Origin of the sequence: Undibacterium sp. TC9W, assembly GCF_049339865.1 — a bacterium.
GTDB lineage: Bacteria > Pseudomonadota > Gammaproteobacteria > Burkholderiales > Burkholderiaceae_D > Undibacterium.
This window is the reverse complement of sequence record NZ_JBMPPJ010000013.1, coordinates 106,066-131,474: the sequence shown is the minus strand read 5'-3', so window position 1 is coordinate 131,474 and position 25,409 is coordinate 106,066. Positions and strand designations below refer to the sequence as shown.

The 25,409-nt window shown below is 50.4% G+C and carries 20 protein-coding genes; 12 read left to right on the top strand and 8 right to left on the bottom strand.

The window, feature by feature from the left end; translation table 11 throughout:
• Positions 1–59: 59 nt before the first annotated feature.
• Both ACO0LN_RS18835 and ACO0LN_RS18830 read right to left on the bottom strand, forming a co-directional pair.
• Positions 60–986 (bottom strand): pseudouridine-5'-phosphate glycosidase, encoded by a 927-nt coding sequence (locus ACO0LN_RS18835; RefSeq protein ID WP_422976359.1) that lies wholly within the window; start codon positions 984–986, stop codon positions 60–62.
• 104 nt (positions 987–1,090) lie between these two features.
• Positions 1,091–2,182, bottom strand: a complete 1,092-nt coding sequence (locus ACO0LN_RS18830; protein WP_422976358.1) for a PfkB family carbohydrate kinase — start codon at positions 2,180–2,182, stop codon at positions 1,091–1,093.
• A gap of 335 nt (positions 2,183–2,517) precedes the next feature.
• Between ACO0LN_RS18830 and ACO0LN_RS18825 the strand changes: the two genes are divergently transcribed.
• Positions 2,518–4,404, top strand: coding sequence for a hypothetical protein (locus tag ACO0LN_RS18825; RefSeq protein ID WP_422976357.1), 1,887 nt, complete (start codon positions 2,518–2,520; stop codon positions 4,402–4,404).
• A 160-nt stretch (positions 4,405–4,564) separates the two neighbouring features.
• Here the strand turns inward: ACO0LN_RS18825 and ACO0LN_RS18820 are convergent, their stop codons facing one another.
• Positions 4,565–7,627, bottom strand: coding sequence for a tetratricopeptide repeat protein (locus ACO0LN_RS18820; protein WP_422976355.1), 3,063 nt, complete (start codon positions 7,625–7,627; stop codon positions 4,565–4,567).
• Positions 7,627–8,859, bottom strand: coding sequence for an ATP-binding protein (locus ACO0LN_RS18815; protein ID WP_422976353.1), 1,233 nt, complete (start codon positions 8,857–8,859; stop codon positions 7,627–7,629). The genes ACO0LN_RS18820 and ACO0LN_RS18815 overlap by 1 nt, the downstream gene beginning before the upstream one ends.
• 371 nt (positions 8,860–9,230) lie before the next feature.
• Between ACO0LN_RS18815 and ACO0LN_RS18810 the strand changes: the two genes are divergently transcribed.
• The 4 genes from ACO0LN_RS18810 to ACO0LN_RS18795 all read left to right on the top strand — a co-directional run bounded on the left by ACO0LN_RS18810 (position 9,231) and on the right by ACO0LN_RS18795 (position 13,566).
• Complete coding sequence (locus ACO0LN_RS18810) at positions 9,231–9,527, top strand: collagen-like protein (protein ID WP_422976351.1); 297 nt, start codon at positions 9,231–9,233, stop codon at positions 9,525–9,527.
• 100 nt (positions 9,528–9,627) lie between these two features.
• Positions 9,628–9,819: a Thivi_2564 family membrane protein gene (locus tag ACO0LN_RS18805; RefSeq protein WP_422952219.1), complete on the top strand. Its 192-nt coding sequence runs from the start codon at positions 9,628–9,630 to the stop codon at positions 9,817–9,819.
• Positions 9,820–10,147: 328 nt separating this feature from the next.
• The gene (locus ACO0LN_RS18800; RefSeq protein WP_422976349.1) at positions 10,148–12,232 is read left to right on the top strand and encodes a hypothetical protein; all 2,085 of its coding nucleotides are present in this window, start codon (positions 10,148–10,150) and stop codon (positions 12,230–12,232) included.
• A gap of 53 nt (positions 12,233–12,285) precedes the next feature.
• Positions 12,286–13,566, top strand: a complete 1,281-nt coding sequence (locus ACO0LN_RS18795; protein ID WP_422976347.1) for a hypothetical protein — start codon at positions 12,286–12,288, stop codon at positions 13,564–13,566.
• A gap of 29 nt (positions 13,567–13,595) precedes the next feature.
• On the opposite strand, the gene ACO0LN_RS18790 is transcribed toward ACO0LN_RS18795, so the two are convergent.
• Positions 13,596–13,823 carry a hypothetical protein gene (locus ACO0LN_RS18790; protein WP_422976345.1) on the bottom strand — a complete coding sequence of 76 codons (228 nt, stop codon included), beginning with the start codon at positions 13,821–13,823 and terminating at the stop codon, positions 13,596–13,598.
• Positions 13,824–14,345: 522 nt separating this feature from the next.
• On the opposite strand from ACO0LN_RS18790, the gene rbsK reads away from it, so the two are divergent.
• Positions 14,346–15,275 (top strand): ribokinase, encoded by a 930-nt coding sequence (gene rbsK, locus ACO0LN_RS18785; RefSeq protein WP_422976343.1) that lies wholly within the window; start codon positions 14,346–14,348, stop codon positions 15,273–15,275.
• A 36-nt stretch (positions 15,276–15,311) separates the two neighbouring features.
• Here rbsK and ACO0LN_RS18780 read toward each other — a convergent pair whose 3' ends face one another.
• Positions 15,312–15,566 (bottom strand): hypothetical protein, encoded by a 255-nt coding sequence (locus ACO0LN_RS18780; protein ID WP_422976341.1) that lies wholly within the window; start codon positions 15,564–15,566, stop codon positions 15,312–15,314.
• On the opposite strand from ACO0LN_RS18780, the gene ACO0LN_RS18775 reads away from it, so the two are divergent.
• From ACO0LN_RS18775 to ACO0LN_RS18750, 6 genes are all read left to right on the top strand, one after another.
• The gene (locus ACO0LN_RS18775; RefSeq protein ID WP_422976339.1) at positions 15,565–16,569 is read left to right on the top strand and encodes a BMP family lipoprotein; all 1,005 of its coding nucleotides are present in this window, start codon (positions 15,565–15,567) and stop codon (positions 16,567–16,569) included. The two genes, ACO0LN_RS18780 and ACO0LN_RS18775, sit on opposite strands and share 2 nt — an antisense overlap.
• Positions 16,570–16,702: 133 nt before the next feature.
• On the top strand, positions 16,703–18,232 hold the full coding sequence (locus ACO0LN_RS18770) for an ABC transporter ATP-binding protein (protein ID WP_422976337.1): 1,530 nt from the start codon (positions 16,703–16,705) through the stop codon (positions 18,230–18,232).
• Positions 18,233–18,341: 109 nt separating this feature from the next.
• A complete protein-coding gene (locus ACO0LN_RS18765) occupies positions 18,342–19,424 on the top strand; it encodes an ABC transporter permease (RefSeq protein ID WP_422952210.1) in 1,083 nt (360 codons plus the stop codon).
• The gene (locus tag ACO0LN_RS18760; protein ID WP_422976335.1) at positions 19,421–20,392 is read left to right on the top strand and encodes an ABC transporter permease; all 972 of its coding nucleotides are present in this window, start codon (positions 19,421–19,423) and stop codon (positions 20,390–20,392) included. Before ACO0LN_RS18765 ends, ACO0LN_RS18760 begins: the two co-directional genes overlap by 4 nt.
• 374 nt (positions 20,393–20,766) lie before the next feature.
• Entirely contained in the window at positions 20,767–21,774 is a 1,008-nt protein-coding gene (locus ACO0LN_RS18755; RefSeq protein WP_422976333.1) for a nucleoside hydrolase, read from the top strand.
• Positions 21,775–21,784: 10 nt separating this feature from the next.
• The gene (locus ACO0LN_RS18750) at positions 21,785–22,627 is read left to right on the top strand and encodes an isopenicillin N synthase family dioxygenase (protein WP_422976331.1); all 843 of its coding nucleotides are present in this window, start codon (positions 21,785–21,787) and stop codon (positions 22,625–22,627) included.
• Positions 22,628–23,111: 484 nt separating this feature from the next.
• Here the strand turns inward: ACO0LN_RS18750 and ACO0LN_RS18745 are convergent, their stop codons facing one another.
• Positions 23,112–23,759, bottom strand: coding sequence for a DUF5610 domain-containing protein (locus ACO0LN_RS18745; RefSeq protein WP_422976329.1), 648 nt, complete (start codon positions 23,757–23,759; stop codon positions 23,112–23,114).
• A gap of 139 nt (positions 23,760–23,898) precedes the next feature.
• The gene (locus ACO0LN_RS18740) at positions 23,899–25,371 is read right to left on the bottom strand and encodes a diguanylate cyclase (RefSeq protein WP_422976327.1); all 1,473 of its coding nucleotides are present in this window, start codon (positions 25,369–25,371) and stop codon (positions 23,899–23,901) included.
• Between the last annotated feature and the right edge of the window lie 38 nt (positions 25,372–25,409).

The following is a 25,409-nucleotide window of genomic DNA, read 5'->3' as shown; positions in this document are numbered from 1 at the left end:
GAATAACAGCAATCGTATTTTTCAGAGAGCGGTGCGCACGGCGCACACTGGCAAATTTTTTACACCGTACGCTTGCGCAAATGATGCAAGGCCAACGCCAATTGCGTACCCACGACAGCATTGTTTTTGACCAGCGCGATATTGGTTTCCAGGCTGCGGCCTTCCGTCATTTGTTTGATGCGGTTCAGCAAAAAAGGTGTGATGGCCTTGCCAGTGATGTCCATCTCGTCTGCCAGTTGCAAAGCTTTTTGCGTGATGGATTCTATTTCTTCTTTGGGCATGGCAGATTCAACCGGAACAGGATTGGCGATGACGATGCCGCCGTTTAATCCCAGTGTCCATTTGGCGTGGATGAACTCAGCCTGTTGTTCTGCCGTGTCGAGCTGGAAGTCTGCCTTGTAGCCGCTGTCGGCGGTAAAGAAAGCCGGGAAGGCTGGCTGGCCTACGCTGACGACCGGCACGCCATGGGTCTCAAGATATTCCAGCGTCAGGCCTATGTCGAGTATGGATTTGGCACCGGCACAGACCACGGCAACCGAGGTGCGCGCCAGTTCCTGCAAGTCGGCAGAAATATCGAAGCTGGTTTCAGCACCACGATGTACGCCGCCTATGCCGCCTGTGACGAACACTTCTACGCCTGCCAGGGCCGCGCAGATCATGGTGGCGGCCACTGTCGTTGCACCGAGTTTGTTATTGGTCAGTGCATAGGCCAGGTCACGGCGGCTGACTTTCATGGCGTCGGGCGAATTGCCCAGCAACTCCAGTTCTTCGTCATTCAAGCCTATATGGATTTTGCCATTCATGATGGCGATGGTGGCAGGTACGGCTCCGCCATCGCGGATGATTTGTTCGAGTTCACGCGCAGTCTGCACATTTTGTGGATAAGGCATGCCATGCGAGATGATGGTGGATTCGAGTGCCACCACAGGCTTGGCCGCCAGGCGGGCAGCGCGGACTTCGTCGGATAAGACCAGATAAGATTGCATGATGTTTCCTTTTGTAGAAATACAGGATAAGTCGTGTACTAGTTGCGTATTAGTCGAGTATTAGTCGAGTATTAGTCGAGTATTAATTGCGCATTAGTTGTGCATTAAGCTTCTTCAAAAATTGTCGGGCTGATCGTTGCTGCCACTGTCGCATCGCTTTCCAGCGTCAGTTTGGCCAGCTTCAAACCATATTCACAGGCCAGGCGCAGATCATCTGGCTGGTGGCACAAAGACCAAGCTACGCCTGCGGCGAAAGCATCACCCGCACCTGTGGCATCGCGCACGCTGGCTGGTGGTGCTGGCATGTGCTGCAAACCGCTATTATTGGTAAAAGTCACGCCTGCCACGCCCTTGGTGACGACGATGTCCTGCACGCCACGCTGCTGCAATTGTTTGCAGGCTGCTTCCAGTTCTGCCTGGCTTTGTATGCCATGTCCAACAGCGGCTGCGAGTTCACCCTGGTTCAATAATAACAGGCGCAAGCCAAGCAAATCCTGCGGCAGGCGCGCCATCTTGGGTTCAGACACAGCCACGGCCATTAGCGGCATGGCTTGCTGATGCGCTTCTTGCAATAACAAGCCTATGCTATCTGTTGGTAAATTCAAGTCGATGATGGTGAAGGCAGCATTGCCCCGCTGGGTCTGGCGGCTATGCAGATAATCTGGCGTCAGGGCATCGCAGCATTCCATATGCGCCAACGCCAGCACCATGTCGCCCTCATCATTGAGCAAAGCAGTATAGCTGCCGCTATGCATGCCTGCCGCTTGCAAGCAGGCTTTGACATCAATGCCAACGGATTGCGCATGGTCAAGCATGCTGCGCCCGGCAGCATCGTCACCAACCACGCACAACAAACGTGTGGGCATGCCCAGGCGTGCCAGGTTCTCGGCAATATTGCGGGCAACACCGCCAAAGGCTTCATGCTGACTGACCGGGTTAGAGGTACCCATTTGCACCGGCCCCAATGTGCGCAACTTGCGGTCGATATTCGCCCCGCCTATGCACACCACGGGCCGCTGATCAGGCAAAACATAGGCCCGGCCCAGCAAACGTTTGTCACGTATCAGCGCGGCAATATGCCCGGCCACGGCAGAACGTGACAAACCTAGCTGGTCTGCCAGCTCTTGCTGCGAGATAAAAGGCTGGGCAGCGATGAGCTGGTAAAGCTGTTCTTTTTTGGAGGGTGTTGCTGTCATGTTCTTGCCTGACGGTTTTGGATTTCTTCACATTATAGACAATTGTTTTCAACATGAGACAAATGTTTTTAAATTTAAACTTGAATGCCGGCGACGAGCTTGTATTGCGCAGAGCAGGCCGAAAATGACAATAATTAACATAATGTCTAATCTTTTTTATAATTTTAAATAAAAAAATGATAACCTTTCAAATGCAGATGAAGGGTGCGAATGAGAACGGGCATCAGCAGCCCAGCCAATACTGAAAACTATGGTAGTACCCGGATAAATCCGCATCACCAATGACACTACTGACACTACCGACACATAAAAACAAAACCAACGAGAGGGAAACCATGAACACGTCTGACCGCAAGCAACGCAAGCCTGCCCACGCAGTGAAACTGACTACCTGCATTTCTTTACTGGCTACGGCTTGCCTGTGTCCGCTGGCACAGGCGCAAATCCTGCCGCCCGATGCCAAACCGACCTGCACTACCTCTACACCGGCCAATCCCGGTGGGCCGGCGCCAATTCCATTCGCGCAATGGTTTGAGCCAGCCGGTGTTACCAACGGTGGACTGGTCAAGGCTGCCGACAGCGTGAATTTTGCTGATGCGTCGGCCTGCAGTTTTTATCAATGGTCACACCAGATGTTTTTATGGCTGACTTCACCCACACCCAAAGGGCTCTCTGGTGGCGATCATATCTTCTCTTCTTCAGCTTTCTATGGGGTATCACCAGCCGCCAATGGAGCGCGCAACTTTATACCGCAACTGACCAGGCAGGCGATGAACTTCAGCCCTTTGCTGCGGCAACTGGGGCCGAATAATCTGCCTGTGGCCTTTGACAAGTCAGGCAAATTGTTTGAAGTCTTGCCACCCAAGCTGGCACCAAGTGGCAAGGCAACCACGATAGACAAGGCTGGTAAAACGGTAGAAATAGATCATGCTGAAGTAGGTGCAACTGGCAAGGTCAACCTGTTGGCCAAGGGTGGCAAGCAGATAGAAACTGATCTGGTAGCCAACCTGCGCGCGCGCCTGCCCAAGAAGCAAACTGCCTTGCTGACCGCAGCAAGTACCGACAGCAATATCGTGCAAAGTTTCAAGCGGGATGCCAAGGGTGGCCTGATTTATCTGGATGCAGCTGGCAATGAAGTCGATATGACCATAGGCCAGGCAGGTGGCAGCAATGTGCTGGTCGCGCAAAACGGCTCGCTGGTGTATTACTCGATTGCCGCGAATGATTTGTTCGCCTACTTCCTGACGCAGAGAAAACCGAATGCGCCAGCAAACCTGATGTATCCAACCACTGCGCAAGAATTGGCCGACGTGGTTGCCTATGCCAAGAAAGCCGGACTGCGTGACCTGGCAGCCCCAGAAGCGCTGGCTGTTGAAGTCAAGCTGGCATGGATAGAAACCACTGGTTTTGATGAAGCAACCAAAAAGAAATTCATCATCATCGATGCTGAAATACCAGATGTCAGCATCAACCAGCCAGCGTCGCTGAAACAGGGCGCGGTAAAGAACAAAAAAACCAAACTGGCATTGGTCGGTGTGCACGTGGTCGGCAGTGCGAAAGGTAATCCTGAGTTGATCTGGGCGACCTTTGAGCATATGGACAATACCCCAAATGCCGAATACAAATACATAGATGTGAACGGCGCAGAGAAACTGGTGCCGCAAAACACCAAGGGCAAATGGCTGTTCAGCCATGATGGCGCAACAGGCCCTTTCAACCAGGCCCTGTACAAGGCTTCCGGCAATAGCATCACTTGCACCGACACTACCAAGCCTTGCGTAGTCAAACCGAATGACACCATACGCTGGAAACCATGGGGCGCTGCTGCCGACCAGAATCCACGCCAGGCTGACCCTACCCATGCTGGCCCTGTCATCACCCCGCCTGAATCCAATACTGACTTGTTGTCGATCAACAATAGCGTCATTTCACAACTGGCACCAGGCGATGTACGCAAAAATTACCTGATGATAGGTTCAACCTGGACCACCGGTGGCCGCGCACCTGATTCAGACAAAGCACCGGCCACGGCCATCAACCAGGTCGGTACCAGCAGGCTGGCCAACACCACGATGGAAACCGTGCATCAGGGCTCGAACGTCAACTGGGCAGGCGGCACCAATTGCTTTAGCTGCCACAAGAGTAATACGGTGACTGTCAGTCATATCTGGCCTGAGCTGAACCCTTTGCCAAAAACGCTGTTGAAGGCAAAAACCAAGTAATAGCGAACTAACACACATTGATTGAGGTAACTTAATCGGATGGACTGTTTATTTTTAAACCACAGTTATCTTCTACTAAATAAGCCCTCAAAAAAACAATTGCCCATATTCTGGGCAATTGTTTTTTTGTTTTGAAGCAGTTTCAAAACTGTACTATTTTCTAAAGCTTTGTTTCAGCAATCTTTGCAGATTTTCTACTCCTTTTTTTCTTTGGTTTTCCAGTCAGACGCTCATACATATGCATGGTCGCCCCCTGAAGTTCAGGCTCTAACTCTGCAAGCATTTCAGCTTTATTTTCAATTGCGGCTTCGAATGCCAGTACCAATGGGCGAGCGTGTCTTTCGTAACCGAGACTACGCATTTCGTTAAGCACGATTAAAGCTGATGCGGGCTTTTTTAATAACACAGCAAGGAAAGTCTCAATGAACTGACGACTAACTAACGCAGCTGCAATATCAATAGAATGCTCAAACAAGCGTTTCAAAGCCTCATTTAAAGAGTATTTATCTTCGGCTATCAGTGCATGCTCGGAGTTTTCTACACATAATTCAGTTAATAAATCGGTGTACTTTTTTCTCCAAAATGAATTTTCAATGATATCAAACTCAATTCCATGTTTATAAGCAGTCAATGCTTCTTCTCTTCGCCGCAATTGTTCCAACAAAACACCAAAAGCCAACCAAGTCCCAGCATCATCAGATTTAAGCTTTATCGCTCTTTGGAAGGCCAAGTCAGCTTCATCATAACGCTCTAAATTTATTGTGAGAAATATCCCAAAGCGAGTCCACAATTGCGCATCATCGGCATCAAGCTCTATTGCCTTACGCAATACTTGCTCTCCCTCTTCATAACATTTTAGATAATCAACTAATAGAATTGAAAGTCCATTCCAAGCACGAGCATCACTTGGATTAATTTTTATAGCTGTTCTAAAAGCTGTTTCAGCTTCACTATAGCGATTCAATTCAAGCATCAACAAAATACCTAGAAAAATCCAAGGATCTGCGTTATTAGGGTCAAGTTCTATTGCTTTGCGATACAAATCCTCAACCGCATCGTAGCGTTCAAGTTTATAATGCAAAAGGACACCTAGCTTAATCCAAGCTGTTGGGTTATTTGGATTTATAGCAATAACCTCACGATACGCTTTTTCAGCATCTTCATATCGTTCAAGTTTTTCATTTAAAAGATTACCCAAATTATCCCAGACCGTTGAATATTTTGGATTTAATTCAATCGCTTTCCGATATGCTTTTTCAGATTCATCATAACGCCCAAGCTTATCGTTTAAAAGAGTACCCAAATTATTCCAAGCAATTGATTCGCTCGAATCAAGTTCAATCGCTTTAGTATAAAATTCCTCAGCTTCCGTGTAAGCTTGCAACTTAAAAGCTAATAAATTTCCCATATTGATATAGGCTTTAGGATTTTCTGGCTCAAGTTCTATAGCCTTCAAATAATTAGTTCTAGCCTCATCGTAACGTGCAAACTGTTCGTCTAACAAAACACCAAGATTATTCCATCCACATGAAAGGCTCGGTTCAATTTCGATCACTTTTCGGTAAGCCTTTTCGGCATCTTCAAAGCTTTTTAATTGGTTATACATCAAAAGAGCGAGATCAAACCATGATTCAGCATCATTAGGATTAATGTCTATCAATTGTCGACATATTTTTTCAGCAATTACAAATTCCTCGTCTAGTATTACTCGCTTAAATTTTTCTCGCAACCCCTCAACTTCAATATCAAAACCACTCGAATTCCCTTCCCTATACACAAAACCTTCTCGATTATCATCAATGGATAAATAATCTTCAATTTCACCACCGTACAGCTCAATATAATCCCTGACTCGTTCAGTTCCATAAGCTTCTGCTTCATTACGAAGGGCCAAACTAACATTCCGAGTAGATGCAACAGCAAATGCGTACTTTGCGCCCGCTAACGCACTGACTCCACAATCGTCTTTCAACTTAGCTTGCAACTCCTCTTGGTCATACATTGCCTCAAAAAACTTCGCCAATGAAATCACATTTTGACGTATCCGGCGTGTCGCACGCATTTGTAACCACAGGCGGAACATTTGTTCTGCAATGCGATATTGTGTACGGCCATGGACGTGTGATTTTTCTATCAGTCCGTCGTTTTCCATCAAGCTCAATTGGGCAGAAATACTGCTGGTTGGCAGATTTGTGTAACGGCCTAATTCTGCGGCGGTATGACCAAAGCGCAAGCCCAATTCGGAATCATATACAGCCAATGCATGCATAATGACTTGGGCTTGCTCAGACTGTTCCTCGATACGCGCTTTGTAATAAGGTGTTGTCATGTCCATCAATCGCTCAAAATCTTCCACAGCACGACTGTTGGGACCAATGCGCAGCAGTTCAAAAATAAAACCAAGCGCCCGTGGATTACCACCAGTCAATTCGAATAGTGCTTCAATGCGTGCCGGGTTGGTATGCAGTTTTTCTTTGACTTTTTGCAGGTTTTGCGCGTCTGCCAAATTTTCCAGCACCATACGCACCTCTTCCAGACTTAGCTTACCCAAACGCTTAGGCAGGAAAAAATCATAGAATGCTTTATCGTAATCTGTAAATGCGTCAGTCAACCGCACAGAGCCACCGATAACTATAGGTGACATATTTGTGGAGAGTGCTTCGCGCAAAGCCCAATAGGCAGGTGAGTGCGGATTATTGAGTTTGCGGCCGGATTTATCGATACGTTCAAAAAGCATGTCGAGATTATCAACCAGCATAACCGGGCGCTTTTGCAAACGGGCACAGGTCTCTTGCAAGAGCTTGAAGCCTGCATCAATAGTATCGTTATCTTTGCCCACGTTTTTGCGGGATTGGTCAATTGCAAGCAATAGCCTCTCCGCTTCATTGGTTTGCTCAAGATGATCAAGTTCATCAATCAAGGCTTCGCATGCCGCCCACCAAAAATCAGAGAGATTTTTTACTTGATACAACTCTTCAGGAAAAGACAGGGCAATCAAATGATTACTCAATTCCTGGTCACGCCGTATAGCGACAGCCAGGCGCTTTAATAAAGTGGTCTTCCCTGCGCCTCGTACACCAACCAACAAATAATGTTGGACATTGCCCTGTAATGGCGCTCTGGCTAATTCTGCATTGAGAAAAGCAAAATCGTTTTGTCGTGCAACAAAACTGGCAAGCAAGGCATCGTCACTAAGCCAGTCGGGATTGTAGTGGTGGCTCATTACAGTGTATTCCTTCTGATCCACCAACGTCTCAAGGGCTCAAGGTGAAAGCGATAACGTTTGTCCCCGGATCTTTCATCAGGCCACCAATAGGCATCTCTTTGCAAAATATCCCGCAGATTGATGAAAACTTCCCTATGCCTTTCAGCATCATCATTCGGCATTCGTCCTTCTAATACTGCCAGCAGATTTTCAGGTCTTGCGCCAGTAAAGTCTTTCGCGGCAAAGCTCAGCAAAGCAACAGCATGCGCTGCTTGATTTGCACCTAATTGCAATGTCAGTCTCTGCTCCCAATGGTGGAAGTCATTGTCTGAACCTGGTTGTACCATGTCATTGATTGAAGGTTCTATCAGACTGATGATATCTATGTCTTTATCGATACTGGCTCTGTGCCGTAAGTGGTGAAAGGCTTTTTGTAGATAGTATGGTTGCGCCCATTGCACTTCAGCTACAAGCTTGCCAGCAGCTTCTTCACCAAGTTCTAACTGGTAGCGTTCGGCCAATTTGAGCAACATCGCTTTTGCAACTTCCTCTGTAAAGGCTACCAAATTCTGATGATTCAAGCTATTGATCGTATCGGCCATACCATGTTGCTGCACTAAAGTGTCTAAACCAACTGAACCAGACACTAACCACCTGATCGAATGTGAGTCTGGCAAGGCACGGACATCATTGCGGAACCAGTCAAGAAAAAGACGCACTCTCTGTACACCTGTTTTATCATCATTGCGAATGATGTTGAAAAGCATAATCGGCAACTCATCAATGTAAATTAGCCAGCGTTGATTGGCTTGAATCAGCAGGCGCAATACATCATTACCCAACTCAATCCAATCTTCTGCTACCTTATCCGCTAAATTCACTTCAACCGGTCCCGCACCAGGAATAGGTATCTTGAATGACTTGATACGAGCATGCAGCGCATCAACGGCATTGGTAAACGTGCCTTTGATTTTGCTACTTAAAGTGGAGAGTTCTGGTGCAAGGGCATCATGCAGCTTTGCCAAAAAAGCCAACTCGTCTTCACAAGCAGCGACATTAATTTCAATCGCGTGCCATTTATTGGTGCGTACCTGCGCCATTACTGCGCGACAAATTGATGTCTTGCCAATACGACGCGGCCCTAACAATAAGATGTCGTCATTCTCAAGAATCTCGGCCAGCCGCAGCACTTCTGCACTTCGACCAAAGAAGTTATCACCCTCAACCGGGGTTCCAGCAATGTTATCCATGAATTACGCCTATTCTCAAAAACAAATACTAAGAAAATTTAGCACTAAGAAATATTAGTACTAAATTTTCTTAGTGTAAAGGCGTAATTAAAAATTTTTAATGTCCAGTTACAAAAAAAACCGCAGACTTTACAGGTCTGCGGTTTTTCTCTTCTTTGATCTATTTCATCCCCGCCAGCCACACCCATTGCTTTTACAGCGCAGATAGCCGGGGTTTTGTACTTCACTTTGTATTACCGGTATCGCCAATATAGGTCAAAAAAAATTCACGGTATGTTCGTCAGCGTACGGATGCAAAACTTTATTGCGCGCATCCTGTGATGGCATTGTTATTGAACTATTTTGAAATTTAATTTACCGAGGCTAATCCCATGAAAATCTCTATCCTTGCTTTGACACTCGCTGCTGTAATGGCAACCACTGCTTGCGACCGTAAGCCTACAGAAGTCGCTGTTCCAGTGCCTGTAGCCGTACCAGTGGCTGTGCCAGTTGCAGTACCTGGCCCTGCCGGTGCACCAGGTGCACCAGGAGCGCCCGGCGCAACTGGCGCCCAGGGTGAACAAGGAGCAGCAGCCTCAGTCGGCGCCACTGGCCCGGCAGGTGCAGATGGCAAGCCAGGTGAGCCAGGCAAACCAGGCGACACCATCGTCGTCGTGCCACAGAAGTAAGCCTGCTGGCAAGCATGTGCCTGTCGTTGTTTCCTTGATTCACGGTTTCACGACGCACGCATGCTTGCCACTTCATCGTCTTTTTTTAAATAGGTGAATCATGGTTCAGCTCGTCAATCTCATTATCTATCTTGTTGTATTCGGCCTGATCTGGTGGCTGGTTGGTTTCTTGCCCCTGCCTGCTCCGGTGGCACAGGTTGTACGCGTGTTGTTCATCGTCTTGCTGATCATCATCGTGCTGTCTGCTTTTGGTATCGTGCCTGGCATACACATGCCGCAGTTGCGCTGGTAGATTGCAGTCATTTTAGGGCTCGCTACTTTTGAGGGCATGCGAATTCTATTGCATGCCTGCTCCTCTCCTTGCACTTCCTGTCTCCTTCTTCTATCCTCCCACACCTCTCCCCTTCCACGCCTTTTCTAATACATAAGCCGTAACATGCGGTAACAATAAATACCCCTCGTATTCAAGCGCCTCTGTTTTTCGCTTTCCCGCACATTGTAAAATAATCCACTTTTTATTGCTTCGGGCAAACATGTTCATGCTTCACTTGTCAGCAAGAGCGTTTGATTTTTTACGCTTTTTTTTTGCCGCAGCTTATCGCTATTTTTACAGGGCTATTATGCAGGGATATGTCACCTCAATTTCACGCAAGACAAGCAGCTCTTGCCTGCTGACCCTGACTCTGGTTTTATCCAGCCTGAGCTTGCCAGGCTTTGCGCAGCCGCAGACATCACAACAAGGTACGCTGCGTTTGCTCGCTGGTTCTGGCGATACGCCTTCTGGCATTGCAGACGGGCCTGCATCGGTGGCGAGATTTAATACCAATTTCTTGAAATTTGATGCCTTCATTGGTACAGCGATGAATGACGAGGGCAAGCTGTTCGTCACCGACCCTGGCAATCACACGATACGTAAGATAGAAGCAGATGGCGCAGTCAGTACTCTGGCAGGCAAGGCAGAACAGCCGGGCAGCACAGACGGTGCGATTACCCAGGCACGCTTCCGTTTGCCCAGCGGCATGGTCTTTGACAAGGCAGGCAGTTTATATGTCGCCGATTCAGGCAATCACAGCATACGCAAGATCAGCCCGGATGGCATGGTCAGCACAGTCGCTGGCAAGGCGGGCGCGCCCGGCACCGCCGATGGTCCGGCAGCAAAAGCACGTTTCAATACTCCCACCGATGTGAAGATCGATGCTGCTGGCAACCTGTATGTAGCCGACTATGAGAACCACAGCATACGCAAGATTACTCCCGATGGCATGGTCAGCACCTGGGCTGGTGTATCAGGCAAGGAAGGTAATGCAGAAGGCGCAGGCAGGCAAGCCCGCTTCCTCAGACCCAAGGCACTGGTATTTGACGCAGCAGGTAATTTGATCGTCAACGATGCAGGTGAAATGATCATACGCCGCATCACGCCAGCGGGCATTGTATCGACCTTATCGGTAGGGCCAGAAAAATTTGATAAAAACAAGAATGATCAGGAAATAGAATATGGTGAGATTGATGGCATGGTTGCTGATGCGGATGGGAGTGTTTACGTTGCGGACCGTAGCAGCGGCAAAATCCGTCGAATTAAGCCATCTGGCGATGTCCATTCTTTTGTCAGGAACAAGAAAAACGAACTCTATAGCGAGCCCAGCGGACTGATACTCGCGCCTGATGGTGATATTTTTATTTGCCAGCGAGATGGCAACATACTCAAGGTTAAAGACGGTGGCATGGCTGCATCCCTGTCAGGGCCGGTCTACCCCACAATTAGCCAGGATGGCCCCGCACTTGAGGCAAGATTCTCAAGCCCCTCAGCTATTACTGCAGACCACAATGGCAATCTGTATTTGACAGATTATCGCCATACCATACGCAAGATCAGCAGCTCAGGCGTGGTGAGCACCGTCGCCGGCATGATTGATCAGCGGGGTAGCAACGATGGCATTGGTACTGAAGCGCAATTCAATATACCGTCTGCATTGATATTCGACAGCAAGGGTAATCTCTACGTCAGCGACCGGGAAAACCATAGCATACGTAAAATCGATGCTGCCGGAGTAGTGACGACATTTGCAGGCAAGGCAGGCAAAGCGGGTAGTGTTGATGGGACGGTGCTTGCAGCTCGCTTCAACAGCCCCATCGGTTTGGCGATAGACAAGCACGACAATGTCTATGTTGCTGACAACGGCAATAAACAGATACGCAAGATCAGTCCGGCTGGCGTGGTCACTACGCTGATGGGCAAACCCAATGGCAGCAACAAGCCGCGCGATGGCGACAGAAAAACCGGAAACCTGGTTGATCCAATAGCATTGGCGATTGATCCAACTGGAAATCTTTATGTCACTGACCGCACATCTGTAAGAAAAATTACTCCGAATGGCAAACTAACTACTATTACTGAAAATAAATTCGCTGCCGGATTTATTGGGCCTCATAGCACTCAGGACATTTACGGGACATCCTGGGGTATCGCCATGGACCATGCAGGCAATCTGCTGGTGAGCGACTACGACAACGACGTCATACGCAAGATCAACCCCAAAGGAAAGATAACCACGATCGCAGGCGTAGATGGCTACCGGCGTATACAGACTGGCAGTTTGCCTGGCCGCCTCTATCGCCCCATGGGCATCACCACGGTGGACAAAAATAATTTCGCCGTGATCAGTGGTGACAATGTGCTGATGATGACATTGCCTGGAAATCCCTGATTTCCATCCGCAAAAATAGACAGATCAAACAAAACGGAATACTGATTACAGATATGACTGATAACATCAAAGACGGCAAAGTTGAAGCAAGCAGCGGAAATGGCAAAGTCACGGTTGACATTAAAGAGAAATCAGCAGAGGCAAGCTATAAAGGCGTCAAAGCCACCATCGACAAAGAGCACCTGACCGTGCAGGCAGGACCTGGCACGATCAGCAGAGACCGTGAAACAGGTGTGACATCAGCTGAAGTAAAAGCTGCGGGAGCCAGTGTAAAGGGTGATACTGCGGGAAATCAGAAGGTCAGTGCGGGCAATGTCGAATACCAAAAAAATGGGGAGACTGGTGAGCGTACTTCGAGCATGTCCATCAGTCGCGGCATTGTGAATGCCGGTGTAGATGCCACAGTGGATGAACATGGACAAGCCCGCATCAACAAGGCTGAAATAGGTGCTGGCAAAATTCTGGGCAAAGGCAGCAAATATGAAACTGGCGCAGAAACCAGGGCCAGCATAGAACCAACTTTGACGCAGCGCGGCGTTATTCTTGACTACGATGTAAAAACCAAAGCAACAATAGCAGGCCACAATGCAACGGACGTTCTCAACAAAATGGGCGCGCATGTGAGCTTACCGGAGAAGCTCAACCAGAAAGGAACACTGGACTTGTCTGATGCCGACAAGCTGGCAGAAAAAACTCATCTGCCTGGTTACAGGGAAATCAAGGCTGGTAATGCGCGTACGGAAAATGCAATCAATGAAGCCAGCGGCGAAGCAAGTCAACATATAAAAACGGCAGATACAGACTCGGCCTTAAGGGTGACGCATTTCTCAACCGGAAAATCGGTGCCAAAAGCGATGGAGCATAAAGGCGCGGAAAATGTAGAAGGTGGTTTAATCGCGCTCGCTCAAAGAAAAGGTTATAGCAAAGTCAAATCCGAGGCTTATATAGACGAGCAAACCCATAAACAGCAATACAAAATCACAGGCATTGCGCCCAATACCGGCAAGCCCGAAGACATCTATATCACCACGAATGCCAAAGCCGTCAAGGGCAAACCACCAGGTCCGGTCAATATTGAAGAGAGCGAACCAGAGCAGCCTAAAGAAGGTGAAAGCAAACCAGCATCCCCCATCAACATCTTGCGCGACAAATTGTCGGATGCGAATCCCGGCAAGGGGGCAGGCACCACTCCAGACTCACCTCAGCTTGCGGCAGCCAAACCAGCGACAATCAGTAAAGAAGTCAACGGCGGATTATTGATGGGCGACGACACCCGCTCCAACCGCCTTGTCGCACTGGCAGAACCAGCATTGCGCCGCCCTGTGCCAACCTGAGCCTTACCCCTCAGCTCAGCGACTGCCAACTATTTCTTACCAAGGAATTTTTCCCGCTGCCATTCAATCAGCACGGCTACCAGAAAAAATCCCACGCTCACCAGCAGCAGCTTGAACATGATCTCCACATCAAACTGCTTGCTGCGGTAGGAAGCCGCAGCAGCGATCAGGCCGGCAGCACAAAGTATGCGCATACCCTGGCGCTTGTAGGCAGCGCGGCATAAAGATAAGAATTTGTTGTCTGTTTTGCTGCTCATCATTGTCTCTTGCTCAAATCATCAACCCAGATTTTAACAGCGCTACGAGCAGGCACATTTTTTGAAAGCATCGAAAGATCGCCGTTGTATGCGATTTGCCTGATCAATCTGCCTGTTGCGATATCAAATAAATCATTTTTTCATTGAAACTGATAAAAATCACCCGCAAAACCCAGAGAAATGAACAGCGCGCCCATGCTGATGCATTTGACATCTCACTGTGGCAGCCCCACAATCAGCCCGCGCTGGCAAATTAGATGGAATTCTCTAGCAACAATGATATTTTTTCATTACGCGACGGTCTGATGCATTCTGATGCAATGCAGCAAATTCTCACTCTGACAATGCCAGCAAAACAGACTGAAAACAATATTTTTACTATGGTTGTCTGACTGCCGCGATTTTGCACAATTTTTGACCAAAAAATCAGATTGCGCTTGACGTTAAACAGGCTCCATAGTTAAATACGAAATCGATTGCGCAAACGATTGCGCGACAACTTTTTACCGAGAAAAAAGCATCATGAAGCCACGCATCACTGTAGTCGGCAGCGTCAATATGGATCTGGTTTTTCGCACGCCGCGCATGCCGGCCCTGGGCGAGACCCTGCATGGCCATGAATTTTGTCAGATTCCCGGTGGCAAAGGGGCCAACCAGGCCGTAGCCGCTGCCCGCCAGGGCGCGCAGGTCAGTTTTATCGGTGCGGTGGGTGATGATGGCTTTGGCAGTTTTTCGCATGATTGCCTGGCCGCCGAGGGCATGGACCTGACTCACCTGGCGCGCGTAGCCGGTGTCGCCACAGGCGTGGCTGGCATTTTGGTAGAAGATGGCGGCGACAATAGCATCGTGCTGGCAGCAGGAGCCAATGCAACATTGACCCCGGCCCAGGTTGAGGCAGCTACTGCCACCATCGCAGGCGCACAGTTACTGGTTTGCCAACTTGAAACCCCGCTTGCTACCGTCACCCGCGCGATAGAAATTGCCCACGCCAAGGGTGTCAAAGTGATTTTGAACCCTGCCCCGGCGCAAGACCTGACCGATGCCTTGCTGGCCCAGGTCGATTACCTGATCCTGAATGAAACCGAAGCCTCGCAACTGAGTGGCGTGACGGTCGTTGATCAGGCCAGTGCCAAAGCAGCCTCGGAACAAATCTTGCAACGTGGTACAGGCACGGTCTTGCTGACCATGGGTGAGCATGGTGCCCTGATCACTGAGAGCACAGGCAGCCAGTTCATCCCGGCTGTCAAGGTCGATGTGGTCGATACTACTGCTGCTGGTGACACCTTTGTCGGCGCCTTTGCAGTTGGCCTGGCAAACGGCCTGAGCGTGATGGACGCCAGCCGCGAAGCGCAATACACTGCCGCACTGACTGTCACCAAGCTGGGTGCACAGACATCCATACCACAACGCCAGCAAGTGCTGGACTTCATGGCGGTTGGCAAGGCTGCCTGATCGGGCAATAAATTGAGAATGACGACCAAGTTGCCGTCAAAAAATGGCACCAATATTGGGCGCGGGCACTAAATCATGCCCCGCCACCGGTACCAACACTGTTTTTGATAAAATTTCGCCCGCGTGGCTGAAACGAAATGTCTGCACCATGTTAGGCTTGCACAGGCTTTCAAGACTGGCTTGATTTTTTACAAAGCCCAGGCTGTGGCAGCAGAAAACATGGTTTTTAATTTGGGCGCTGCATGCTCTTTGTGAGCACAGCACAACGACATCTGATGAAGGAAATTTCATGAAACTCAAGCAAATCTGCCTGTCCCTGGCGACCCTGATGGCTGTCGGCGGCGCGGCCAGTGCTTATGCTGCAGACCTTAAATTTGCAGTGATCTATGACGCAGGCGGCAAGTTTGACAAGTCCTTCAACCAGTCAGCATCTGAAGGCGCAGAGCGTTTCAAGAAAGAAACCAAGCTGAACTTCATCGAAGTACAAGTCGCCAGCGACACCCAGACTGAACAGGTCTTGCGCAATCTGGCCCGCAAGAATGTCGATTTGATCGCCGCCATCGGCTTTGGCCAGGCACAGGCGGTACAAAACATCGCCAAGGAATTCCCAAAAACCAAATTCGTTCTCATCGACGGTATTGCTACGGGTGACAATGTCAGTTCTGTGCTGTTCAAGGAACAGGAAGGTTCTTACCTGGTGGGCGTGGCAGCTGCGATTGCCAGCAAATCCAAAAAAGTAGGCTTTGTAGGCGGCATGGATATCCCGCTGATACGCAACTTTGCCTGTGGCTATGCACAAGGTGCAAAAGCTACTGAACCCAAGATTGATGTTGTACAAAACATGGTCGGCACCACCACAGCAGCCTGGAATGATCCGGCCAAAGGCGGCGAGCTGGCACGCGCCCAGTTTGAACGCGGCGTTGATGTGATTTTTGCAGCAGCCGGTGGTAGCGGTATGGGCACTTTGCAAGCGGTAAAAGAAAAAGGCAAGCTGGGTATAGGTGTTGATTCCAACCAGAACTACATGCATCCAGGCAGCATGCTGACATCCATGGTCAAGCGTGTAGATCAAGCCATTTATGACAGCTTCATGCAGTTGAAAAACGGTAGCTGGAAAGGCGGGACCCAATACAAGGGCTTGAAAGAAGGCGGCGTAGATTGGGCGCTGGACAAGGATAACCGCAGCGTCGTCAGTGCTGACATGGAAAAACGTGTCAACGCGGCCAAGCAAGACATTATCAATGGCAAGGTCAAGGTCGCTGATTTCCGCGACGGCAATAAGTGTCCGGTCTGATCGTTTTTACAAAGTAGTAGCCATAAGTAGTAGCAATGTATGAAGGGCGCAGTATCTTTTCAGGTACTTTGCGCCCTGATTGATGTTTAGAGCCCAATCTGTCGCACATCGTATTTTAAAGAAACGCTAAAGTATGCAGCCAGCAGTCGAATTTCAACAGATCTCCAAACGTTTTGGCGCGGTGCAGGCCAATCGTGATGTGAGCTTTTCCATCGCGCCGGGCTCCATCCATGGCGTGATTGGTGAAAACGGCGCCGGCAAGTCCACGCTTATGAGCATACTGTATGGCTATTACCGCGCCGACAGCGGCAAGCTGCTCATCAATGGCGCAGAACAGCATATCCGCAACAGCCAGGAAGCGATCAACCTGGGCATAGGCATGGTGCATCAGCATTTCATGCTCGTCGAGAACATGACAGTGCTAGACAATGTCATGCTGGGCACAGAAGGCGGCTTTCGCCTGAAACCCAAGCGCCATGAAGTTGAAGCAAAATTGCGCGAAATTTGCCAGCGCTATTCTCTGGAAGTAGATCCGCTGGCGACGATACAGGATTTGTCGGTCGGTGTGCAGCAAAGGGTGGAAATCCTCAAGCAGATTTACCGTAGCGCGAATATCCTGATCCTGGATGAGCCTACCGCCGTATTGACGGTGCAGGAGACAGCTTCATTGTTTGAGGTGCTGCGCCTGTTCAAGGAACAGGGCAAGACCATCATCCTGATTACCCACAAACTGCAAGAGATACAGGAAATCACTGACCAGGTCACCGTCATGCGCGGTGGAGCTGTCATCGGTTCGGTCGCGACCAGGGACACCACGACGGCACAAATGGCCGAGATGATGGTGGGCCGCCCGATAGTCACCCACTTGCCACGTGCTGCCTATGCGCCGGGCGAGACGGTACTCGAAGTCAAGGACCTGAACCTGGTGAACTCGCAAAAAGTCAGCCTGTTGAAGAATGTCAGTTTCAATATCCGTGCGGGTGAAATCGTGGCGATTGCCGGTGTCTCTGGCAATGGACAGAGTGAATTGCTGGAAATCTTGAGCGGCATGCGCCTGCCCACCAGTGGCAAGCTGCAAATGCAGGGCAAGGATTTACCGTTTGCTGGCCGCAAGGATGCCGACGGTTTGCCAGCGACTTTCCGCGACCTGGGCATAGCCCATGTGCCAGAAGACCGCTTGCGTGATGCCGTTGTCAAGAATTTCCCGGTGATGATGAACAGTTTTCTGGGTTATCAGAAAAAACTCGGCAAGTCCTTTGGTTTGCTCGATTACAAAAGTATTTTGAAAAATTGTACAGACTTGCTGGCGAAATTTGATGTGCGCCCGGCTGACCCGCATTTGCGTATCGCCCTGCTGTCTGGCGGTAACCAGCAAAAAGTGGTGATGGCGCGCGAGATTGCGGCCAACCCAAAACTGATGCTGGTAGGCCAGCCTACCCGTGGTGTGGATATAGGCACGATAGAAAGCCTGCATACCCGCCTGCTGGCGATGCGTGATGCTGGCATTGCGATTTTGCTGGTATCGGTAGAACTGGAAGAAGTACGCGCCCTGGCTGACCGCATCCTGGTCATCTCTGGTGGTGCCATCACCGGTGAACTGAAGGCAGAAGAATTTGATGCAACCGAGATAGGTTGCCTCATGGGTGGCATCCATACGCACTAAGCGCAGTAAGTATTAAGTACGAAGCGAGTGCCAAGGATAATCCAGCCCTGGTAAGAATATTGCAAGAACAAGCAAATACAGACAAGCACAGACAAGCGACCAAACAAAGATGAATCAAGCCGACCTCCCACGCTGGGCCACCGCATTTGCCCTGCCGCTGTTAAACCTGTTCTCCGCCTTACTGGTCGCGGCGGGTGTGATTTATCTGCTCGGTGAAAGCCCGGTAGAATGCCTTGGCATCCTCATCAATGCTGCGGTGCTGAACCCAGAAGGCCTGGGTTACACCCTGTTTTATGCAGCGACTTTTATCTTCACTGGTTTGTCCGTGTCGGTGGCCATGCAGGCCGGCTTGTTCAATATCGGCAGTGAAGGCCAGATGTATCTCGGTGGCCTGGGCCTGACCCTGGTCTTGCTGTGGCTGGACTCTTCCGTGCCGGGCTGGTTATTGATACCACTGGCCATGCTGGGCAGTGCCGCCTTTGGCGCAGCCTGGGCTTTTTTGCCGGGTTATCTGCAAGCCAAACGCGGCAGCCACGTGGTGGTGACGACCATCATGTTCAACTTCATCGCTGCCTGCCTGATGAATTTTGTGATCATCAGCATCCTGGTGCCTATGGGTGGGCAAAATACCTCGAGCCGCATGTTTGCCGATGCCTCGTGGTTGCCCAAGCTGAATAGTATTTTGCCGGTACTGGGTGAAACACCGTTGAACATCAGCTTTGTGCTGGCCCTGGTGGCGCTAGTGATTTATGGCGTCGTGGTCTGGCGCACGACCTGGGGTTATCAGTTGCGTGCCACTGGCCTGAACCAGCATGCGGCGCACTATGCCGGCATCTCCATCAGCAAAACCATTATCATCACGATGATGGTATCTGGTGCACTGGCGGGCCTGGCGGCGGTTAATTCCATCATGGGTTCTACCCATTACCTGCCGCTGAACTTCCCTGCCGGCGCCGGTTTTATCGGTATCGCGATTGCCCTGATGGGGCGGCAGCATCCGGTGGGTATCTTGCTGTCTTCCATCCTGTTTGGTGCGCTGATACAGGGTGGTTTTGATCTGTCGCTGGAAAAAGCCAATATCCCGCCAGAGACGTTTATCTTTATCCAGGGTTTGATCATCCTGTTCTGCGGTGCCATGGAAAACCTGTATGCCCCTGCCCTGTCTGCCCTGCTCAAGCGTAAGGAAAAATGATGTTTGATGATTTTCAATTTTCCAGCATCCTGGTATCGACCATACGCAATGCGCCGGTATTGATGTTTGCTGCCATGGCTGGGCTGTTTGCAGAACGCAGCGGCGTGGTCGATCTGGCGCTGGAAGGCAAGATGCTGGCCGCCGCCTTTGTTTCTGCTGCTGTGGCCTTTGTGACCAAGAACCCCTGGCTGGGCATCATGGCTGGCGTCGGTATTTCTGCTGCCATCGCCCTGTTGCAAGGCTTTGTCAGCATCACGCAAAAGGGTAACCAGCTGGTCGCCGGTATTGCCCTTAATATCGCGCTCAGTGGTTTAACCTTTGTGGTTGCCCAATATTTCTTCCAGCAGGGTGGCCGCACGCCTGACCTGGGTGATGCGCGTTTGTTTGATATCGTGCTGCCAGGTTCAGCCGCTGTTGCCAACATCCCTTTCCTGGGCTGGTTTTATACCAGGCTCATCGGTGGGCATAGTGTGCTGGTGTATCTGGCATTTGCCCTGATCCCTGTCGTGCACTGGGTCTTGTACCATACCCGCTTTGGTCTGCGCCTGCGTGCCGTCGGTGAAAACCCGCATGCGGCAGATGCGGCGGGCATTAATGTAGAACGTACCCGCTTCATGGCCATGCTATGCGCTGGCGTGCTGTGCTCATTCTCCGGTGCCTATCTGTCCATCGTACAAAGTGGCTTCTTCCTGCGCGACATGTCAGCCGGTAATGGCTACCTGGCCTTGACAGCGCTGGTGTTTGGCAACTGGCGGCCTTTATACACGGCACTTGGTTGCCTGATGTTCGGCTTCTTCGCCGCCCTGCAAGTCCAGATAGAAGGCGTGGTCTTCCCTGGCATAGGCAAGGTACCGGGTTCCCTGATACAAATGATACCTTACGTCGTGACCGTGATCGTGTTGGCAGGCTTGATGGCAAAGTCCGTCGCCCCGAAAGCGATAGGTCAGCCGTTTGTGAAATCACGGTAATTTGAAAAACATAAGACCTCTCACCACAGAGGCACGGAGACACAGAGGGGCACAGAGAAAAGAGCCGAGGAGGTTGGCAGGTTTGTAGGTTGGGCTACGCTTCATCAGCCCAACACTTAACCTACAATCGACGAGTACGTATTTGAAACGCCGAGTGTTGGGCTGGTAAACCGTAGCCCAACCTACAACAATACCAACACTTCGGCTCCTCGCTCGCTTTTCTCTGTGCCCCCTCCGTGTCTCTGTAGTGAGCTTTTCGGTCTAAGGTTTTAAAACATAATTTCGACCTCCTTGAACCGGGTCAACTGCAACAATTCACATCGCGACTGGGTTCTGCCCAATGGCCAGCCGGTGTAATTTTGGAGAGCATACACATGTCAACAACAGCAAAACATAAAGTCATCTTTGATACGGATCCAGGCGTCGATGATGCAATGGCCTTGTATTTCGCGCTGGCACATCCTGATATCGATGTGGTTGGTATCACGACTACGTTTGGTAATGTCCATGTTGAGCAAGCCACCATCAATGCCTTGTACCTGACGCGCATTGCGGGCCGCAATATCCCTGTCGCGCAAGGCGTACCTGTACCTTTCGCCAAAGCACCTGGCATGCCGCCAGATTTCATCCACGGTGCTGATGGTTTGGGTAACCTGAACAGCCGTATTGAAGTCGGTGGCAAGGCAGAAGTAGAAAGCGCGGCAGAATTCATCGTCAAGATGGCACGCCAGCATCCGGGTGAAATCACCCTGGTCGCGGTTGGCCCATTGGGTAACCTGGGTCTGGCCCTGAAGATGGAACCACAACTGCCAAAACTGTTGAAGCAAGTCGTGCTGATGGCTGGTACTGTTGATGAACCAGGCAATGTGTCACCAGTGGCAGAAGCGAATGTCTGGAATGACCCGGACGCGGCTGATCTGGTCTTTACCGCAGGCTGGGATTTGACCATGGTGGGTCTGGATGTCACGCACCGCGTGGTCTTGCCTTCTACCTTCTTCGCTGCCCTGGCAGAAAAACACAAGCACGTAGCGATGGATACCCTGTCGCATGCAGTCAACTTCTACGCCAACTTCTACCAGAGCATACGCCCGGATCTGGGCCACGCCTGCTATGGCCATGATGTCCTGGCATTTGTCTGGCTGGTGGCACCGCAGATTTTCGAAACCAGCTCTGGCCGCGTACGCGTTGCCAAAGAAGGTATAGGCAATGGCCAGACCATGATGGCAAAACTGCCTATCCCTTATCCACAGGCAGGTTGGGAAGCCAGCAAACCAGAAACACGCGTTTGCATGAAGGTGGATGCAGAGGCATGTAAACAATTGATCGATACCACCCTGGCATCCAGCTGGCTACAGTCCCCACTGGCTCCATTGTCGAAATAAGGAGGCCATCATGTTCATAGAACCAGTTGATTATCGCGCACCCGATGCTGCGAAAAAATTCACTGAAAGCCTGCACCGTACCGGTTTTGGTGTATTAACCAATCATCCGCTGTCGCAAAGCACACTGGAAACCATCTACAAGGAATGGTATGAGTTTTTCCAGACCGATGCGAAGAACAAGTATGACTTTGATGCCGAGAAAATGGATGGCTATTTTTCGCCAAAAATTTCTGAGACAGCCAAAGGCCAGACCAAGCGTGACCTGAAAGAGTTTTATCACATCTACCCGACAGGCCGTTATCCGTCTGAAGTGTCGGATGCTGCGCGCAAGTATTATGACGATGGTGCCAAGCTGGCAGCAGAATTGTTGCAATGGGTAGAAGATCATTCACCTGCTGACGTCAAGGCCAAGTATTCCATGCCTCTGTCAGACATGATCACCAACAGCGACCTGACCCTGCTGCGCGTTCTGCATTACCCGCCACTGCGTGGTGATGAAGAACCGGACGCAGTACGCGCCGCTGCCCATGGCGACATCAACCTGCTGACCTTGCTGCCTGCGGCAACCCAGGCTGGTTTGCAAGTGCAAGGCAAGGACGATGCTTGGCATGATGTACCCTGCGACTTTGGCATGCTGATCGTGAATATCGGCGACATGCTCGATGAAGCATCGGCCGGTTACTACCCATCGACTATCCACCGCGTGCTGAACCCTACCGGTGAAGAAGCGAAAAAATCCCGCATCTCGCTGCCATTGTTCCTGCACCCACGTGCAGATGTGGTGCTGTCAGAGCGTCATACTTCTGGCAGTTATCTGCAAGAACGTTTGCGTGAACTGGGTGTGAAGAAGTAAGTTTTTGCAGTTTGGTTTTACAAGACCATCTGCAAGCGAAAAGCCCGCAACAGAAAACTGTTGCGGGCTTTTTGTATGTTGCGCCATGTTCCTTGATATTTTTTGACGTGCGCTCAATGCACGGCAATATCCGTCGTCAGCAATTTGCCTCTCAGTCGTCATGCCAGACCCGATCCGGCATCCAGTGGCGTTAGCCTTATCGCTTGCGTCACCCGTGCCCGCAGAAGATCTGTGATTTTACAGACTGCCTTTGAAGAGCCAGATACGTATGCAGACAACGCCGCTGTATGCCGGATCAAGTCCGGCATGACGGATTTCAGAGTTTGCGTTTAATTTTTTGTATACGTAATCAGAGGCAGCACTGCATTTATATACTCAGGCATGCAGTATTTTGTTGGGTGCACCATGCGCACCGTCTGAAAAACGCATCAGTAAGCGAAGAAGGTGCGCGGGGCGCACCCTACCAGATATACCAGGATTCAGCTCAAGCAGCTTTCTGAGTCGATGTTGTCGCTGGTTTTGCCAGACTCACGGTATCGCCTGAGGGTATGCCATCCGACTTCCAGCGTGCAAATTCTGTCCGTATGGCTTCCAGGGTTTGCTTGCTGATGTCTGGCAAAGTACCACCTAGTATGTCTGATGCTTCTTTAAAACCCTGCTCGACCGCTTTAGTGATTTTATCGAGCTTGGCCGGATCATCGCCAATGGCTGCCTTGGCAAAGCTGAGTATGCGTTCAGCAGTTTTTTGTACGCTGAACTCGCCACCATCAGCCACGGCTGCCTGCGCTGCCTTGATGGCTTCCGGGCTGGCCGAGATTTTTTGCTGGCCACTGACCACCTTGGACAATTCCAGCCCCTGCTGCTCTACCAGTGGTTTGATCAGATTGATAATGTCCTGCGCCTTGCGATTGGATTCTTCCAGCAGGGCCTGCAGGTCAGGTGCGGCTGTTTTATTCAGGCGCGGGTCTGCATATACCACCGTATCATTCTTGCTGGCGTCCAGATTAACGCTGGTGCTGTCAGATGTGGTGGCATTCGTGTCTGCCGTTGGCTCGTCCGTTTTGGGCGCTTTGGTTTGCGCAGTCTGATAAGTGCGCACGTAAAGATCTTGTCTGGATATGCCTATACTCATCGTATTGCTCCCTGATAATAGTGGTGGATGTTTAGTCCTGTACTATCGTTATGGAGCATGGAAGGCAAAAATGCAATGACAAAATCAGATGATTATTACCGCCATTAAATTTTTTGCATAATAATTATGCATTGAAATATCAAGCCGCCTCGTCGGTAACGGCATCAAACATGATGCGGTTTCTGCCTGCATGTTTTGCTGCATAAAGTAGCTGATCAGCACGTGTGCGCACCATGTCCGGAGTCACATCTCCACCCTGATATTCTGTAATGCCAATGCTGGCGGTGACATAAATATCAATACCTGCCACGGTGACCGGACTTTTTTCCAGGCGCAGGCGCAATCTTTCCATGGCGGCAGCAGCATCCAGGGCATCAGACTCAGGAAAAAGCACGGCAAACTCATCCCCACCAAGGCGGGCAGCCTTGTCTATACCACGGGTATTGGCTTGCATCAGACTGGCAAAGTGAGCGATTACTTCATCACCTGCCTGGTGCCCGTATAAGTCATTGACCTTTTTAAAGTGATCAATATCCAGCAAGGCCAGGGCATAAGACCGTTTTATGCGCTTGGCGCGTTGATGTTCTTCTGCCAGCATGGGTAAAAAGGTGGCGCGATTGATCAGCTTGGTCAGTTCATCCACTTCCGCGGCTTTTTGCCATTCCTGCCTGGCGGCCTCTATTGTCAGCAATTGACGATTATGCAAGGCGACCGCCAGTATCGTAAAGGTGGTCGTGCACACAAAGCACACCAGCATGAAATTCGCCTCGACCAGATTGCTGCTTTGGAAAGGGCCTAACTGTTGCCCGGTAATAGCGATAATGGCAACCATGCTGGCAGTCAGCGCCAGTGTCATGAGCTTGAGGCTGACATAAAAAGCCAGCAGCAAAAGCACGGGCAAAACGAAATAGATAAACCCCGGGTGCCCGCGAAATGCCAGGTATAGCAGCACCCCTATGCCGAGGCCGGTTAATACCAGCCGCTGCACTTCATTACTGTGCAATTGATGGTCGTCGCGCCAGGCCTGGTAGAGGGGATAAATCAGCAAGATACCCAGGCTATCAGCCAGCACCAGCATGCGAAAGAAGTTACCCGCTTCGTCCCAATGGATGTAACCGCCCACAGACAAATTCAGGCTCAGGATAAGACTGCTGAGCATGGTCGGTATCAGACAGACTTTGATGCCGAAATGCAACAAATCAGTAGATTGACGCAAGCCTTGCGGCAGGGACAAACGCATCATGAGCATGGCAACGATCCCCGCCAGACCGTCAGCCATGGCAGAGATCAATGTATATAGCGCAGGGGAATTTTTGTGCGCCTCGACCATGCCGGGATAATTTGCCAGGAAGCTGGCCACCAGAATGAAAGGGAAAGCCAGCAAGCCATGGCGCATGCCCATCACCATGCCTATGCCAGACGCCAGCCACAGCAAAGTGATATTGCTGGGTTTGAGGGCAAACAATTGCATGCCCGTGTGTGCTGCCAGATAGTAGAGGCCGGCTGCGCAGATCAGGAAGACGATTTCCTGCAGTTTTTTTCTTAAGGGAGAATGCGTTTGTCCATCCTGCCCGACCGGGCCGGGAGCGGAGGATTTAAGAGGATTCACCATATTTGACATGGTTTGATAATACAATGTCGCCTATACCA